At 61.2% G+C, this 16,446-nt stretch carries 13 protein-coding genes; 8 read left to right on the top strand and 5 right to left on the bottom strand.

The genetic code is table 11. The annotated features are described in order from the left end of the window. Positions 1-18: 18 nt before the first annotated feature. Together CO657_RS26840 and CO657_RS26835 are read right to left on the bottom strand one after the other, a co-directional pair. Entirely contained in the window at positions 19-1,056 is a 1,038-nt protein-coding gene (locus tag CO657_RS26840) for a LacI family DNA-binding transcriptional regulator (protein ID WP_054183911.1), read from the bottom strand. Positions 1,057-1,234: 178 nt separating this feature from the next. After that, a complete protein-coding gene (locus CO657_RS26835; protein ID WP_054183912.1) occupies positions 1,235-1,867 on the bottom strand; it encodes a TetR/AcrR family transcriptional regulator in 633 nt (210 codons plus the stop codon). Positions 1,868-1,977: 110 nt separating this feature from the next. Between CO657_RS26835 and CO657_RS26830 the strand changes: the two genes are divergently transcribed. The 5 genes from CO657_RS26830 to CO657_RS26810 all read left to right on the top strand — a co-directional run bounded on the left by CO657_RS26830 (position 1,978) and on the right by CO657_RS26810 (position 10,017). Further along, the gene (locus tag CO657_RS26830) at positions 1,978-3,051 is read left to right on the top strand and encodes an efflux RND transporter periplasmic adaptor subunit (RefSeq protein WP_054183913.1); all 1,074 of its coding nucleotides are present in this window, start codon (positions 1,978-1,980) and stop codon (positions 3,049-3,051) included. Beyond that, entirely contained in the window at positions 3,048-4,136 is a 1,089-nt protein-coding gene (locus tag CO657_RS26825; RefSeq protein ID WP_054183914.1) for an efflux RND transporter periplasmic adaptor subunit, read from the top strand. Before CO657_RS26830 ends, CO657_RS26825 begins: the two co-directional genes overlap by 4 nt. Next, positions 4,133-7,204, top strand: a complete 3,072-nt coding sequence (locus tag CO657_RS26820; RefSeq protein WP_054183915.1) for an efflux RND transporter permease subunit — start codon at positions 4,133-4,135, stop codon at positions 7,202-7,204. The genes CO657_RS26825 and CO657_RS26820 overlap by 4 nt, the downstream gene beginning before the upstream one ends. 73 nt (positions 7,205-7,277) lie before the next feature. Further along, positions 7,278-8,420, top strand: a complete 1,143-nt coding sequence (locus CO657_RS26815) for an alpha/beta hydrolase (protein WP_054183972.1) — start codon at positions 7,278-7,280, stop codon at positions 8,418-8,420. 142 nt (positions 8,421-8,562) lie between these two features. Then, the gene (locus CO657_RS26810) at positions 8,563-10,017 is read left to right on the top strand and encodes an NCS1 family nucleobase:cation symporter-1 (RefSeq protein WP_054183916.1); all 1,455 of its coding nucleotides are present in this window, start codon (positions 8,563-8,565) and stop codon (positions 10,015-10,017) included. A gap of 88 nt (positions 10,018-10,105) precedes the next feature. On the opposite strand, the gene CO657_RS26805 is transcribed toward CO657_RS26810, so the two are convergent. Continuing rightward, positions 10,106-11,989, bottom strand: coding sequence for a HAMP domain-containing methyl-accepting chemotaxis protein (locus tag CO657_RS26805; RefSeq protein ID WP_054183917.1), 1,884 nt, complete (start codon positions 11,987-11,989; stop codon positions 10,106-10,108). A 198-nt stretch (positions 11,990-12,187) separates the two neighbouring features. On the opposite strand from CO657_RS26805, the gene CO657_RS26800 reads away from it, so the two are divergent. From CO657_RS26800 to CO657_RS26790, 3 genes are all read left to right on the top strand, one after another. Then, on the top strand, positions 12,188-12,898 hold the full coding sequence (locus CO657_RS26800; RefSeq protein WP_054183918.1) for a DUF4272 domain-containing protein: 711 nt from the start codon (positions 12,188-12,190) through the stop codon (positions 12,896-12,898). Positions 12,899-13,017: 119 nt separating this feature from the next. Then, complete coding sequence (locus CO657_RS38310; protein ID WP_245292985.1) at positions 13,018-13,206, top strand: type II toxin -antitoxin system TacA 1-like antitoxin; 189 nt, start codon at positions 13,018-13,020, stop codon at positions 13,204-13,206. A 487-nt stretch (positions 13,207-13,693) separates the two neighbouring features. Beyond that, entirely contained in the window at positions 13,694-14,737 is a 1,044-nt protein-coding gene (locus CO657_RS26790; protein WP_054183921.1) for a magnesium and cobalt transport protein CorA, read from the top strand. 60 nt (positions 14,738-14,797) lie between these two features. Here the strand turns inward: CO657_RS26790 and CO657_RS26785 are convergent, their stop codons facing one another. Both CO657_RS26785 and CO657_RS26780 read right to left on the bottom strand, forming a co-directional pair. Further along, positions 14,798-15,535, bottom strand: a complete 738-nt coding sequence (locus CO657_RS26785; protein ID WP_054183922.1) for an aminoglycoside phosphotransferase family protein — start codon at positions 15,533-15,535, stop codon at positions 14,798-14,800. Further along, positions 15,536-16,417, bottom strand: coding sequence for an MBL fold metallo-hydrolase (locus CO657_RS26780; protein WP_054183923.1), 882 nt, complete (start codon positions 16,415-16,417; stop codon positions 15,536-15,538). Positions 16,418-16,446: the final 29 nt, after the last annotated feature.

Genomic DNA, 16,446 nt, shown 5'->3' with positions numbered 1-16,446 from the left:
CCGCTTTCCGACAAATTTCTAGCGCGGGGGCGCGATGCTGCCGCGCAGGACGAGGTGGCATCCGAGTTCCAGGCGATGGGCCGGCCGCTGCGGGTCGTTGGCGATCAACCTCTGTTCGATGAGCGCCAAGGCGGCAGCGCCGAGCTTGTCGGTGGGAACGCTGACCGTTGAAAGAGGCGGGCGGCTGAACTCGCCGGGGACGATATCGTCGAAGCCCAGCACGGAGATCGCTTCGGGCACGCGTATGTCGCGATCGGCCAATGCCTTCAGGCAGCCGAGCGCCAGATTGTCGGCGGCGCAGAAGACGGCGGTGGCGCCGTTCATCGTCGGATCGCGATCGAGCAGCGCTTTGATGGCAGCCTCGCCGTGACGAGGCTCATATCCTTCTGCCTCGACGATCATGTCTTCGGGCACGCGAAGCTGCGCGGCGAAATAGGCATCGGAAAAGCCGTCATATCTGCGCTGGATTGTCGTGCGGCCTTTCCAGGTCAGGTGCAGGATGCGGCGATGTCCGAGGGCCAGCAGGTGCTCGATGCCAAGCCGCGCCCCGAAGCGGTTTTCCGGTGTCACAGTATCGACCAGCATGGCCGGATCCTCGCCGTTGACGATGACAACAGGCATGTCAGGGGAGGAGAGACTGCGGATGAGTTCCGGCTGGTCGTCGTTCAGGACGACGATACCGTCGGCGCGTTCCGAAAGCGCGATCTGTTTGACCTCAGCGCCGTCGATGCGCCGGCCGGTGCTGACGAAAGGCACGATCCGGATGCCGCGACGCTCGCATTCTTTCCTGAGACCGTTGAGGATCGTCCAGCTCACCAGATTGAGGTCGCTCTCCGGCGCCGCATCGCCCGGAATAGCGAGAAGCAGGACGCGCAGTGCCGCGATCGTTGCTTTCTTCCTGCGGCGGTCGAGATAGCCCAAACGTTTGGCCGAATCCAGGACCCTTTCGCGCACTTCGACCGTCAGCGGCGCGGTTCCGTTCAGCGCGTGCGAGGCGGTGCTCAGCGATACATCAGCGTCGCGCGCGACATCCTTGAGATTGACTTTGCGTTCCACTTTATTCCGTCGCGAATTGAGTTCGTGCTTTCAAAGACACAAGCTAACTCAATGTTTTCACATAAAGACTTCAAAAAAGCTACGTGCTGCGTGGCCTATTTTTCCGCTTTCGGTGAAAACCGGTCGCAACGCTACCGCAAACGGGCGATGAATCGCGGGCGCCCGGCGCTATTGGCCATCACAGAGGCTTGGCGAGCAGGCCGTTGAACAGCAGGTCGAAATAGGTCCGCAGGAAGGCCTCCTTATTGGGAGTGGGCACGCGGCGGTCATCGAAGATCAGCCGCAGAACTGTGGTCGTCAGGATAGGCGCGACCACGATGTCGGAGAATTCCACCGGAATTGGACGAAACTCGCCCGACGCGACTCCCTCCAGGATGAGGGCGTCGATCTTGGCGATGATCGGCGCAATGAACTGATCGTGGTGGCGATCGATCAGGTCGGGGAAACGCTGCCCCTCCGAAATGACCAGCCGTGTCAATTCCCGCGTCGCGCGGTCCTCGGGAATTTGCTCGTAGAAGAGACCGAGAATGGACATCAGCCTGTCCGTAGCGCTGCCGCTCAGCCGATCGGCGATTGCGACCAGTTCCTGAAAGGGCACGGAGAAGTGGTTGATCATGGCTTCGAAAAGCTTTTCCTTGGTTTCGAAGTAGACGTAGACCGTGCCTTTGGTGACGCCGACCCTGTCGGCGATGTCTTCGACGCGTGTTCCGGAAAAGCCGCATTTGACGAATTCCTCGAAGGCGGCATCCAGAATTTGGATGGGCCGCAGCGCCTTCTGTTGCGCGCGTGTGAGCTTCTTCTGATCTGCCATTTCCTGCCTCCCCCGTTGTTGCGCGCGCCTCGCCCCCGCGACACAAAGTTTCATTGACTAAGTCGTCAGTCAATTATATAGCAGCTGCCGTTGAGAGCAAGAGGTCAACTATGAGAACCATTCTGATCGCTAACGCGATCGTATGCGCCATCGGTCTCGGATCATGCAGCGATTCGAGCGGGCCGACCGAACCCGTCCCGCGGCAGGTCGGCGTCGTCGTGGCCAAGTCCGAGCCGCTGGCCCAGGGCGGCGCGCTCACCGGAGAAGTCAGGGCCCGCATCCAGACCGACCTGTCCTTCCGTGTCAGCGGCAAGATCGTCGAGCGACTGGTGGAGGTCGGGCAGTCCGTGAAGGCGGGGCAGCTCCTGGCGCGCATCGATCCGGAAGAGCAGAAAGCCGACCTGGATGTGGCGGCTGCCAATCTGCAGTCGGCGCAAGCGCAGCAAACCCAGGCACAGCTCGCATTCGACCGGCAACAGAGCCTGTTTCGAACGCAAGTGACGACGCGTGCAGCACTCGATCAGGCGCAGGAAGCGCTTTTGACGGCGCAGGCATCGGCGAAATCGGCGCAGGCGCTGTTGGAAACGGCTCAAGACACCCTCTCTTACACGGAGCTGAAGGCGGACGCCGATGGGGTGATCACGGCCCGCAACGCCGAGGTCGGGCAGGTGGCGCAGGCGGCCCAGGTCGTCTTCACCCTTGCCCATGACGGCGACCGGGACGCCGTCTTCGAAGTGGTCGAAAGCGCCTTTCTGCGCCCGATCGAGGGCGACGGCACCGTGACCCTTCTGTCGGACCCTTCGCAGAAGATCACCGCCAGGGTTCGCGAGATTTCGCCGACGATCGATTCCTCCACCGGCACGATCAAGGTCAAGGTCGCGCTCTCGAGCGACGCTCCCATTCCGCTGGGCGCTCCTGTCGTCGGACGCTTCAATTACGTCGCGCAGGAGGTCATCCAGCTGCCCTGGTCGGCAATGACCTCTAAGGACGGCAAGCCGGCCGTCTGGATCGTCGATCCCGCATCCTCGGCGGTTTCGGTCAGGGCGGTTAATGTTGCGGGCTACGAGACCGGCAGCTTCATCGTCAAATCAGGCGTCTCGGCAGGAGAGGCCGTGGTGGCCGACGGAACCAAGTTCCTCAGGCCCGGTGAAATCGTGTCTTATGTCAAGGAAGCTTCCAAGTGAGTATTCGTCTCAAGATAGTCGCATTGATGGTGGGCACGGCCCTCATTTCCTCTTGCGCGCCGAAGGAAGAAGAGGGCGGGGAGGAGGCGCCTCGTCCGGTGCTGTCGATGACCGTCAAGCAGACGCCCGCTTCGAGCCTCAGCCTGACCGGCACAATCGAACCGACGATCGAGACCGAACTCGGCTTCCGGATTCTCGGGCGGATGATCGCCCGCAACGTCAATGTTGGCGACGTCGTCAAGAAGGATGACGTCGTGGCCGCCATCGATCCGCTGGCACTGGAGCTTGCCGTGCGCAACGCCCAGTCCGACGTGGAAAACAGCGACGCCCAGTTGAGAAACGCTGTGACCACCGAGCAGCGCCAACGCGCTTTGCTGGAGTCGCGCTCCGGCACCGAGGCCGCGCTTGAGGAGGCCGAGCAGGCAAGGCGCACGGCCGCGGCTGCCGTCGCCAAGGCGCAGGCCAATCTCGACAAGGCCAAGGAGCAGCTCGGCTATGCCCAGCTTCGGGCGGAATTCGACGGGGTGGTGACGGCGATCTCGGCCGAGGTTGGGCAGGTCGTCTCGGCCGGCCAGACCGTCGTCACCATCGCGCGGCCGGATAAGCGCGACGCCGTGGTCGACGTGCCGCAGGGCGCCGCCCAGAAACTGAAGATCGGCGCGCCTTTCGAGGTGATGCTGCAGCTCGATCCGACTATCCGTACATCCGCCGTTGTGCGCGAGATCGCGCCGGAGGCGGAGACGGCGACGCGGACGAGCCGGACCAAGATTGCGCTCAGCGATCCGCCCGAAGCCTTCAGGCTTGGCTCCGTCATCACAGCCTCGGCCACCATCGCCGCCGATCCTGAGATCGTGCTGCCGTCGTCGGCAATCCTTGCCGCCACCGACGGCCCGAGCGTCTGGATCGTCGACGTGCCGGGCAAGAAAGTCTCGCGCCGCCGCGTGAAGATCGACGGCGATGTCGTCGATGGCGGCACTGTCCGCGTCACCGAAGGGCTTGCCCCCGGAGACAGGGTGGTCGTGGCCGGCGTGCATAAACTTGAAGATGGCCAGGCCATCAGGATCGACCAGGAGATCAGCCAGTGAAGTCCTTCAATCTCTCCGACTGGGCGCTCGAACACCGTTCGCTCGTCTGGTACTTCATGATCGTCTTCATTCTCGCAGGCGCCTTCTCCTATCTGAATCTCGGCCGCGAGGAAGACCCGAACTTCACGATCAAAACGATGGTGATCACCGCGCAGTGGCCCGGCGCTTCGGCCGATGAGGTGACGCGGCAGGTGACCGACCGGATCGAGAAGAAGCTCCAGGAACTGGAATCGCTCGATTATACCAAGAGCGAAACCGTTGCCGGCCAGACCACCGTCTTCGTCGAACTGCTGCCGACCACCAAGGCAAGGGATGTCGCGCCGACCTGGCTGCGCATCCGCAACATGATCGCCGATATCAAGGGCGATTTTCCGACCGGCGTCGTCGGACCCTTCTTCAACGATCGATTTGGCGACGTGTTCGGAAACATCTACGCCTTCACCAGTGACGGGCTGACCCAGCGCCAGCTTCGCGATCTGGTGGAAGACGCCCGCTCCGAGGTTCTGACTGTGCCCAATGTCGGCAAGGTCGACGTGGTCGGCGCGCAGGACGAGGCGATCTATCTCGAATTCTCCACCCGCCAGATCGCGGCCCTCGGCATCGACCAGCAGTCGGTCATCCAGACCCTGCAGGCGCAGAATGCCGTGACGCAATCCGGCTTCGTCGATGCCGGGCCGGAGCGAATTGCCTTGCGGGTGAGCGGACAGTTCACCTCCGAGGAAAGCCTGCGGTCGATCAACCTTCGCATCAATGAGCGCTTCTTCCCGCTGACCGATGTCGCCACGATCAAGCGCGGCTATGTCGATCCGCCATCGGCGCTGTTCCGGTTCGACGGCCAGCCGGCGATCGGGCTTGCGATCGGCATGAAGCAGGGCGCCAACCTGCTGCAGTTCGGCGAGGCGCTCGATGCGCAGATGAAACGCGTCGTCGCCGATCTTCCGATCGGCGTGGATGTCCACCGTGTCTCCGACCAGCCGCATGTCGTCGATGAAGCGGTTTCCGGCTTTACCCGCGCGCTCTTCGAAGCGATCGTCATCGTGCTCGTCATCAGCTTCATCAGCCTCGGCCTTCGCGCCGGCATGGTGGTGGCGATCTCCATACCTCTCGTGCTGGCGATCACCTTCGTGGTGATGGAATATTCCGGCATTTCGCTGCAGCGCATCTCGCTCGGCGCGCTCATCATCGCGCTCGGGCTGCTCGTCGACGACGCCATGATCGCCGTCGAGATGATGGTGGCCCGTCTGGAGGCGGGCGACGATCTGAGGAAGGCGGCAACCTACGTCTATACGTCGACCGCCTTTCCGATGCTGACGGGAACGCTCGTTACCGTCGCGGGCTTCATTCCCGTCGGTCTCAACAACAGCGCCGCCGGCGAATTCACCTTCACGCTTTTCGTGGTCATCGCGGTTTCGCTGGTCGTTTCCTGGATCGTGGCGGTGCTGTTCACGCCGCTTCTCGGCGTCACCATCCTGCCGAAGACCATGAAATCGCACCATGAGAAGAAGGGCCGCTTTGCCGCCGTCTTCTCATGGCTCCTCGGGCTGGCGATGCGCTGGCGCTGGATCACCATCATCCTGACGGTCGGCGTCTTCGGTCTCTCGATCGGCGGCATGGGACTGGTGCAGCAGCAGTTCTTCCCCAATTCCGACAGGCCCGAGCTGATAATCGACTGGAACCTGCCGCACAACAGTTCGATTGCCGAGACCAACAGGCAGATGGCGAGGTTCGAGAAGGAGATGCTGGCCGGTAACAAGGATATCGACCACTGGACGACCTATGTCGGCCAGGGCGCCCCGCGCTTCATCCTTTCCTTCGACGTGCAGACGCCCGACGTTTCGTTTGGACAGACGGTGATCGTCACGACGGGCCTCGACGTGCGCGATAAGGTGCGGGCGGAACTGCAGGACTATCTGACGAAAACCTTCCCGGGCACCGACGCTTTCGTAAAGCTTCTCGATATCGGCCCGCCTGTGGGAAAACCGGTCCAGTACCGGATCAGCGGCCCCGATATTCAGAAGGTCCGGGATGTCTCCCAGCAATTCGCCGGCGTCGTCGGCACGCATCCGCTGCTGTCGAACATGGTGCTGGACTGGAACGAGCCCTCCCGCGTGGTCAAGGTCGACGTGCTACAGGACAAGGCGCGCCAGCTCGGCGTCTCCTCCGAGGATATCGCCACTGCCCTCAACGGCATCGTCGAAGGCTCGACCGCCACACAGATCCGCGACGACATCTATCTGGTCAACGTCATCGGCCGCGCCAGGGCCTCCGAGCGCGACTCCATCCAGACGCTTGAGAATCTGCAGCTCTCGACCTCCAACGGCAAGGTCGTGCCGCTCTCGGCGGTCGCGAATTTCCGCTACGAGCTCGAGCAGCCGACGATCTGGCGTCGTGACAGGCAACCGACTATCACCCTCAAGGCGGCAGTCATCGGTTCGACCCAGCCGGCGACGATCGTCGACCAGCTGAAGCCGAAGGTTGTGGCGTTCCAGAAGAACCTTCCTGTGGGGTACAAGGTGGAAGTGGGCGGGGCGGTCGAATCCAGCGCCGAAGCGCAAGGACCGATCGCGGCGGTGGCTCCGCTGATGCTGTTCATCATGGCGACGATCCTGATGATCCAGCTGCAGAGCTTCAGCCGCCTCTTCCTGGTCTTCGCAGTTGCCCCGACGGCGCTGATCGGCGTGGTGGCGGCGCTGCTGCTGAGCAATGCCCCCATGGGCTTCGTGGCGATCCTCGGCGTGCTGGCGCTGATCGGCATCCTGATCCGCAACTCCGTCATCCTGGTGGTGCAGATCGAGCATCTGCGCGCCGAAGGGGTTGCTGCCTGGCAGGCGGTCATCGAGGCGACCGAGCATCGCATGCGGCCAATCATGCTGACCGCCGCGGCGGCCACCCTCGCGCTGATCCCGATCTCGCGCGAGATCTTCTGGGGGCCGATGGCCTATGCCATGATGGGCGGCATCGTTGTAGGAACTGCGCTCACGCTGCTGTTCCTGCCGGCGCTCTACGTCGCCTGGTTCAGGATCCCGAGAGATGAAGCCGTCAAGGCCAATGTCCCGGCGGAAGCCTGAGGATGAGATCCATCAGCCATCGCAGCGGCCCGAAGCGGCCGCTGCACGCCTTGACCTGCGAAGGGATCGCTCGATGGAGCAACGACGTTTGAACGGGCTTGCGAAGATAGCTCCGGCCGTGCTGGTCGCGCTCGGTCTGGTGACACTCACGGGCTGCGTCTCGAGGCCGTCGCCCGATGTCTTGAAGCCGGTGCATCTGCAGGCTCGTGCAGATGAGACCGAGGTGGGCGTGCTGACTGCGACGAACAGGACCCCCGATACCGTGCGGGGCGGGTTCGGGAGCGCATGGGCCGACAACCTGACCTATGAGCAATATACATTTTCTGTCCCGCCGGACAGAAAGGGTGTCACCATCGCATATCCGACCTCGACACTGGATCCCGAACGGCAATTTGCCGTCATCGACCGTAAGCAGCTCGCAAAGGGCGCTTTCGTTGAGGAGGCGTTGCGGTCGGTGCAACCGGACGGCACTATTGGTATCTTCGTGCATGGTTACAACTACAGCTACCAGGAGGCGCTTTATCGCACGGCGCAGATCGCCGCAGATGCGAAAATGCCCGGCGCCCCGATCCTGTTTTCCTGGCCTTCGGCTGCAGCCGTTGCCGGCTATGTCGCAGACCGGGATGCCGCGCTCGCCTCGCGCAGCGCGCTCGATTCCCTCGTCACCTCGCTTTCGGCCTCCGGCAAGGTGAAACGCATCGTCCTGTTCGGACACAGTATGGGCGGGTTCCTGGTCATGGAAACGGTCCGCCAACTCAAGCTGCAGCATCGCGACGATGTCGTCGGCAAACTGGCGGTGATCCTCGCCGCCCCCGACATTGACGTCGATGTCTTCCGATCTCAGCTGAAGGATATCGGGCGGATGCCTATCCCCATCTCTCTCCTGGTCTCGAAGGACGACCGGGCGCTTGTCGCCTCGAGCTTCATCGCAGGGGAGCGGCCGCGCGTCGGGCGTCTTGATATCAACGATCCCATCATCGAGGAGGCGGCCGTGAAGGAAAGGCTCCGGCTCATCGACATCACCTCGATCCAGGCCTCCGACGGGCTCGGGCATGATCGTTATGCATCACTCGCCAAGTTCGGTGCGCAGCTTGCCTCCTTCGAAACCGGCAGGCGTTCGACCGCCGGCGACGTCGGCGCCTATGTCTTCGATGCGGCCGGCGCTGCGGTCGCAAGCCCGTTTCGGCTGGCTGGACGGGTCGTCGGCGCGCAGTGAGCAGCGCGAGGGCGCTCACCGGATCTGTACAGCGCGCCACCGACATTGTGTACAATATGACTATTAAATTGTCAGATGCCTAAATGAGGCGCAAACTTCCGTCCGGGGTCGAGTCGGCCTCAGGGGATATGGGAGGGCATTCATGAGCATTCGAAATCCGTCTCCCTCGTTATACAACGAGGATCTTGCACCCGCCGAGGAGCGCAAATGGGGTGCATTCAGTATCTTTAACGTCTGGACATCAGACGTCCACAGCCTGTGGGGCTATTATCTGGCGGCGAGCCTGTTCCTGCTGTGCGGCAGCTTCGTGAATTTCGTCATCGCCATCGGCATCGGCTCCCTGGTCATCTTCCTTCTGATGAGCATGGTCGGCAATGCGGGCGTGCGCACCGGCGTACCCTTTCCGGTTCTGGCGCGCGCCTCCTTCGGCACGTTCGGCGCCAACGTTCCGGCCCTGGTCCGGGCGGTGGTCGCCTGCTTCTGGTACGGCGCGCAGACCGCCGCCGCATCGGGCGCGATCGTCGCTCTGCTTATCCGCAACGAGAGCCTGCTCGCCTTCCACCAGAATAGCCATATGCTCGGCCACTCCACCCTCGAACTCATCTGCTACGTCATCGTCTGGGCGCTGCAGCTGCTGATCATTCAGCGGGGCATGGAGACGGTTCGCAAGTTTCAGGATTGGGCAGGTCCGGCCGTCTGGATCATGATGCTGATCCTGGCCGTCTATCTGGTCGTCAAGTCGGGCACCTTCTCCTTCGGTTCGGAGATCCCGCGCGACGTGCTGATCGAGAAGACCAAGGATGCCGGCGTGCCGGGCGAGCCCGGCTCGTTTGCGGCACTTGCCGCAGTGGCCGCCACCTGGATCACCTATTTCGCAGCGCTTTATCTGAACTTCTGCGATTTCTCGCGTTACGCGACAAGCGAAAAGGCGTTGCGCAAGGGCAACCTCTGGGGCCTGCCGATCAACCTTCTGGCCTTCTGCCTCGTCGCAGGCGTCACCACCACGGCCGCCTTCACCGTATATGGCGAGGTTCTGCTGCATCCGGAAATGATATCGGCGAAATTCGAAAGCTGGTTCCTGGCGTTGCTTGCGGCCCTGACATTCGCGATCGCCACGCTCGGCATCAACGTCGTGGCGAACTTCGTCTCGCCGGCCTTCGACTTCGCCAATGTCTTCCCGCGCCAGATCAATTTCAAACGCGGCGGGTACATCGCCGCATTGATCGCTCTCGTGCTCTATCCGTTTGCTCCCTGGGAGACGGGTGCGGCGCATTTCGTCAACTTCATCGGGTCGACGATGGGACCGATCTTCGGCATCATGATGGTGGACTACTATCTCATCCGGAAGAGCCAGCTGAACGTCGAGGCGCTCTATCACGAGAATGGCGAGTTCCGCTTCCAGAACGGCTGGCACGGCAATGCCTTCATCGCATTTGCGGTCGGCGCACTGTTCTCCTCGATCCTGCCCACCTTCACCAGCATCCTGCCGGATTGGTGGGGCACTTATGGCTGGTTCTTCGGCGTCGGGATCGGCGGGGCGATCTATTTCGTGCTGAGAATGGGCGCCCGGCGCAATCCGGCCTTCGCCGCACGATAAAATGAGAGACGCCCGGCATTGCCGGGCGCCTTCATCTCTGGTCTGTGCAAGCGCAGGTCAGGGCGAGGATCGCCGATCCGCATCCATCCTAGCGGCGAGCGGCAACCGCGTGGATCGCGGCGCGGGCTGTCGGCTGCGCCATCGTTCTTGCCGTCGAACGAAGAGCTGACGATTGGGTGGACGTCGTATCGTCGAGCCTGAACTGGGCGATAAGCTCGCGAAGTGTTTGGGCTTGCTGCGCGAGTGAATCGGATGCCGCCGTCGACTCCTGCACCATGGTCGCGTTTTGTTGCGTGGTCTGATCCATCCGGTTGACCGCAACATTGACTTCGCTGAGGCCGATCGACTGCTCTTTTGCAGAAGTGGCGATCGAGTCCATATGGTGATTGATCTGGGTGATGAAGCCGCCGATGGTCTTCAGGGCCTGGCCGGTATCGCGGACGAGCTTGACGCCGCTTTCCACTTCCTTCGAAGAGTTCTGGATCAGGCCCTTGATTTCCTTGGCTGCACTTGCCGAGCGCTGGGCAAGTTCGCGTACTTCCTGGGCGACGACGGCAAAGCCCTTGCCGGCCTCGCCGGCACGGGCGGCTTCCACGCCGGCATTGAGCGCGAGAAGATTGGTCTGGAACGCGATTTCGTCGATGACACTGATAATGTTGGAAATCTGCTGAGACGAGGTTTCGATGCGTTCCATCGCCTCTTCGGCATGGGAAACGACTTCTGCAGAGATGCCGGCGCTGCGGTTTGCCTCGGTTGCCACCGTGCGCGTCTCCTCGGTCCGCTTGCTGGAGTTCGCAACGTTTGCGGTGATCTGTTCTAGTGCGGCTGCGGTCTCTTCGAGCGAAGCCGCCTGCTGCTCGGTGCGTTTCGACAGATCGCTTGCACCGGAGGAGATTTCCCGCGTGCCTTCGTCGATCGTGCCGATGCTGTCGGAAATCGCCCGGAGCGTTGCGCCAAGCTGGGTGACGGACTGGTTGAAGTCGTGGCGCAGTGCCTCGAAATCGGGCGCGAAGGCCTCGTTGAGCTGGAAGGCGAGGTCGCCTGCGGCCAGCCGCTTCAAGCCTGCGGCGAGACCCGAGGTGGCGATGCGCAGCCGCTCGGAGGCGTCGGCTTCCGCCTGCTTCTGGGTGTCAACGCGGTCAGCCTCTGCCCGGACGCGGTTTTCCTCAGCTTCCGTCGCCATCCGCTTGTTCGCGATGGCGGCTTGGCGGAAGATCTCCACCGCTCCCGCCATGGATCCGATTTCGTCGGCGCGGTCGGCAAATGGGATCTGTGAACTTGTGTCTCCCTCTGCCAGCTGCCGCATCGAGGCGGTGATGCCGGTAATCGGGTTGGCAATGGCCTTCAGCACGAAAGCGACAGCACCGAGAACGAGCAACCCGGCGACAGCGATCGTTGCAAGCAGGTAGAATTCTATGGAGGCGAAGGTCTCCGTGCTAAGGTCGGCCGCCTTCTTGCTGCCGATGACGTTCAATTCGACCAGGGCCGCCGTGGCCTCCTTAAGCTCGTCGGAATAGGAGCGCATTCCCCCGCCGAGATATTGCCCGGCTTCCTCGGTCTTGTTGGCGCGGGAAAGGACGAGGAGTTGGGAGCTGCTGGAGATGTAACCTTCAACGCTCTCCTTGATCGTCTTGATCAGGTCGCGCTCGCGATCGGACGACGCCAGCGGAAGATAGGCGTCGACCGATTTGCGTATCGCATCCTCGGCAACCTTGATGGCCTCTTCGCGTGTTTTCTTTTCCGCCTCCGACTGCGCGATGATGTGATCGCGGTAAGTGAGGCGCAAATTCGTCATGGCGAGATTGATTGCCTGCGACGCCTGAACGCTTGGCAGCCAGTCGGTGGCAATTTCATCGGTCGTGTCGTTCGTTTTGCGAAGACCATCGACCGCGAGATAGGCTACAAGACCGAAAAGAAGAGCTACACCGCTGAAAATCAACAGCAAACTCATTTTAATGTTTGGACGACGCATAGAAAGTCCTCGATCGAACGGTCCGGCCCATACCGGCTTGGCTAGGGACTTTTGTACCGAGAAAAATTTAACGATTTGCTCAATATGTAAAATGCCGTTTACCACCCTTCCGGAAACCGACGTCGCTTTTGCGCAAAACATATCCCGATAGCGCTGGAAATGTTTATCGATGCGTCAAAGAGGTGAGAGGAGCCATACATGATGAAGCGCCTATTTTCTGCCCTTCTTGCATTGATCCTTCCGGTTCAGGCAGCCGTCTCGCAACCCGTCGATGAGGCAGGCGCGCGCAAAGGCCGGTCGATCGCTCAGCTTCAATCGGAAGGCGTACCGACGATCGATCATCTGCCGACCGTCGAGCCCGAGAGCGAGAGCACCCGCCGAAATACCAAGGCGGTCGTGCAGCGCACGATCGCGCTTGCGATCGTTGCGGTGAAAGGCGAAACTGGGGACCATGCCATGGGTCAGGCTCTCATCCGGCAGTTCGACGCAGCAAGTTTTTTCACCCCGAAAGAGCAGGCCTTCATGGACGATCCCAATCCCTCCGATCAGGATCGGGCAAACTTCGCCTGGCGTTACGAAGGCGTGCACGTGATGTTGTGGGCAATCGGGATTTCGCCGCAGCTCGAACGTCCCGACCATATTTGCGATGTCCCTTTCATCGCGAAAACACTTCGCGAATTGGGAACGGACGGGCTGATGCGCCGTGCCAAACTGCGCCCGCAGAAAGAGCTGCTCGACGCCGCTGACCTGATCTACCGTTATGATTGGGCGGCCGTGAACGCAAGGCTGAAGGGCGAAGAGCCGCCGGGCGGATTGGACAAGGGCGTGGTTTACGAATGGCACTATGCCCTCAACTGGCTGATCGGCTACATGGATCAGGACTGGGACGATATTTCTACGGACACGTAATGTGGGTTACGCGTTCTGCAATGCTGGAGGGCGGCCGAATAGATGTCGATATCCATGTCCTTCTTCGACAGGCCGCGGCATCTCCTATATATGATGCCCGGATACTCGATGAGAAAAACATGGCCGATCAAGAGATTATGCGGCAAGCCGCAATAAACGAGGCGCAGACGGCAATCCTGCAGGAAAGTGTTATCCGCCTGTCCCCCGATGCCTTCAAGAGCTTCGTCGCTGCAGTCGAGGCGGGCCCCTCCACAGCGTCACCGAAGATCACAGAGCGCTTGCAGCGCAAGGCTCCATGGGAAAAATGATCGGTGGCTCTGTCGACTGTCGAACCATACAGAGAGGACTTTCCAGCCTTAGCATTTCAGGAGGAGGAGGATGTGCATAAGTTTCTCCTCTCCTCCCCGGTAATCGTCCCCCGCCTCGCGCATTGGCAGAACATCTGTGGGGCTTTGGTTGCAATTCGAATCGGACGGCAACAGTTCCAGTCCCAATGCGACGGATTAGACTGAGCTTACGATATGTCTGAGATCAGGCAAGAGTGAGCGTATTGATGTCGATCCTGTAAGCCCTGCCGAGCCGCTTGTCTTGTTGATACGGTCGGAAAATGGAGAGTTGGCTCACCGCGATTTTTCTGCGTGATGTCGCTGGTGGGGAGATGACGAAAGCCTAAGGCAATCCGCCTTCCCACGGTCCCGCACTGAAATGGATGCATGTTTTACGAAATAGCATTATCATCGATGCGGCGTTGCTTGCGGAGGCGTGATCTGCGCAGGAGCGGGAGGACGGCAAGATTTGGAACGGCTGAAGGATCTGGACAGTGTTTCCCCGCAGGCCGGCAGCGGCTCTGCCTCGCCGCCGCATGAGCGGCGCGGCGTTGTGGCTGCCGCCGTGTATCAGCATGGGCAGCGCATTCGTGATATTAGGATAGAAGAGGCCGGAGAATGGCGCAGCCGGGAGAATGCCATCGTCTGGATCGGCCTGCACGAGCCGGATGAAGTGCTGCTGCATCAGGTCCAGGCCGAGTTCAATCTCCACGCCTTGGCGATCGAGGACGCGGCACAGCCCCACCAGCGCCCGAAGCTGGAGATTTATGGGGACGCGATGTTCATCGTCGCCCGGACCGCCCATATGAAGAATGACGAAATCATCTTCGGCGAAACGCATTTGTTCGTCGGCCGCGGTTATGTCGTCTCCGTTCGCCACGGTGACTCGTCGTCTTACCTGTCGGTGCGGCAACGGTGCGAGGCCACACCGACGGCGCTCGCCCACGGTGAAAATTACATTCTCTATTCCATCCTCGATTTCATCGTCGACAACTACATGCCGGTGATCGAGGTCGTGCAGGAAGAGGTCGAGAAGCTCGAGGATTTGGTGCTGCGCGAACAGCTGGGGAAGTCCGACATCGAGCGGCTTTATCTGCTGCGACGCAAGCTCTTGCGGCTGCGCAATGCCGTTGTGCCGCTGGTCGACGTCTGTCGGCGATATGAGCACATTGATCTTCCCGGCATGGATCCGACGCTGCAGTCACTGTTTCGCGATGTGACCGATCACGTGCGCCGGGTTCAGGAAGATATCGACGCTTTGCGCGAGGTGTTGGCTTTCGCCTTCGAGGCCAGCGTGATGATCGGCCAGACCGAGCAGACGGCGATTGCCCGCAAGCTCGCCGCCTGGGCGGCAATTCTTGCCGTTCCCACCGCGATCGCCGGCATTTACGGCATGAACTTCAGCGACATGCCGGAACTGAAAACCCAGTATGGCTATTTCGTCGTGCTCGGCGTCATCGGCGTCCTGTGCCTCGGCCTCTTTGGCTTCTTCCGTCGGAGGAAGTGGCTCTAGCTACAGGAGCGCGTTCAGCAGTCGGTCTCGATGTTTCTGCACATAGTCGATATCGCCTAGTTACAGCTGAGCGTCTCCTGCGGCCACGTGCTCCACGAAGGTCCCGTCTCCGACCGCGGCCCTTGCCTGCATGAAATTGACAAGCGCCTGGAGCCGCCTGCAGATCGTCTCCGGGAGCTGTTGCCGTTCTTCTGCCGTTGCCCCATAAGCCGAACAGAAGATGTCGGCTCGCCGCAGCTGTTCGTTGAGGCCTGACATCACGCCGGGATGGGAGGGATCGGACAAGGGTGCCCAGCGATAGACCGCATAGGCCAGATCCCAGAGGCGCGGTGCGGGATGCGCGGTGTCGAAATCGATGATCCCGACAGCCTCATGCTCTGCCGTGGCGACGTTGTAAGGCGCGTAATCCCCGTGGCAGACGATTTCGCGCGGTTCCTGCGGCGGCAGCATCCACGTCTGACCTTCACTATCCCGCTCCAGAAACCCTTGCGATGCCGAGTGAAAATCGCGCAGAAGCCTGGCCGCGGACAGCAGCATGCGCTCCGATCCAACAAACGAGTTACCCAAATCCTTGCAGACGCGCCCGGCGACGAAGCTGACGATCTCCTGGTTTTCCCCTATGATGTCGATCGGCTCCGGCGCAGCCAGAAAACCGCTGTCTCTGAGATGGCGCAAAAACCGGTGCACTGTCGGCGTCCATGCGCCTGATGGTCTGACGACGGTATCGCCGTCGCGCCAGATCTGCCCGGTTCGCCCGCCTTCCAACGGTGTCACGTCATTCTCGCCCGTCAGATCCATCTACGTTGATTTCAGTTTTTCGATATGGGCGTGAACGGTGGCGCCAAGGTTTGTCTCGTGGCAGTTCCGGTAGAACGTCACCGTATCCGCAGGCATCCCGTCGGGGATGGCGACGAAGTCTTCAAGCCGGAAGCCGCTCGAGCGGCTGAGCTGCCTATCCGCCAGCTGGCCTTCGCTCAACCCGTCGACACGTTCGGCCAGGGCTTCGAAATAGGCGAGGTTCGCCTTCACCGTCGAAGGCGACGACGTCTGGCCGTGCGCGGGGATGACCAGCCTCGCGTCGAGATCACGGATCCGCTCCAGCGATGAACGGATCAGGCGAAGGTCTTCGGCGCTTTTACTCCAGACTTCGGGGATAGGATATTCCACCGCGTCGACGGCCAGGCAGATGCGAAGCTCGGGAATCCAGACGGCGATATGGTCGGGCGTGTGCCCGGGTGTATGGATAAGTTCGAGCGTCAGATCGCCGCCGTTGAGAACCATCGAGCCGGAGAAGGTGATATCTGGGCCGATGAGCTCGACATTGCGAAACCGCGATTCCTGGCTGGCCTTGTCTTTCAGAACCTGTTGCGCGGAGGGTTCACGCAAGCGATCGAGTGCTGCGGCATGCGCGATAATCGGAGCGCGGCCCACGATAGCTGCATTTCCCCAGAAGTGATCCCAATCCATATGCGAATTGATGACGATCAGCGGGCGAGCTGCAGTCTTCCCCTCAAGCAGATCCAGCGCCATCCGGCATAGCTCGGGCGTTCCAAGCGTATCGATCAGAACGTTGAATCTGTCGGTCCGGACAAACACGGCATCAACTTCATCCCCCGCCCGAACGATCACGATCCGATCGTCAAGTTCGGGATAGGTGCACAATTCTACCGATGCGTTCACGTCTGGTCGCCTCTGTTGCCGTCGGACTG

This window comes from Rhizobium acidisoli (assembly GCF_002531755.2).
In the GTDB taxonomy this organism is placed as follows: Bacteria; Pseudomonadota; Alphaproteobacteria; order Rhizobiales; family Rhizobiaceae; genus Rhizobium; species Rhizobium acidisoli.
This window is presented reverse-complemented; position numbering and strand designations above follow the sequence as displayed.

Coding starts and splice junctions, on each gene's coding strand:
- CO657_RS26800 (WP_054183918.1), top strand. CDS start 12,188: ATGATGAAGCGCCTATTTTCTGCCCTTCTTGCATTGATCCTTCCGGTT.
- CO657_RS38310 (WP_245292985.1), top strand. CDS start 13,018: ATGGCCGATCAAGAGATTATGCGGCAAGCCGCAATAAACGAGGCGCAG.
- CO657_RS26810 (WP_054183916.1), top strand. CDS start 8,563: ATGAGCATTCGAAATCCGTCTCCCTCGTTATACAACGAGGATCTTGCA.
- CO657_RS26835 (WP_054183912.1), bottom strand. CDS start 1,867: ATGGCAGATCAGAAGAAGCTCACACGCGCGCAACAGAAGGCGCTGCGG.
- CO657_RS26785 (WP_054183922.1), bottom strand. CDS start 15,535: ATGGATCTGACGGGCGAGAATGACGTGACACCGTTGGAAGGCGGGCGA.
- CO657_RS26830 (WP_054183913.1), top strand. CDS start 1,978: ATGAGAACCATTCTGATCGCTAACGCGATCGTATGCGCCATCGGTCTC.
- CO657_RS26805 (WP_054183917.1), bottom strand. CDS start 11,989: ATGCGTCGTCCAAACATTAAAATGAGTTTGCTGTTGATTTTCAGCGGT.
- CO657_RS26815 (WP_054183972.1), top strand. CDS start 7,278: ATGGAGCAACGACGTTTGAACGGGCTTGCGAAGATAGCTCCGGCCGTG.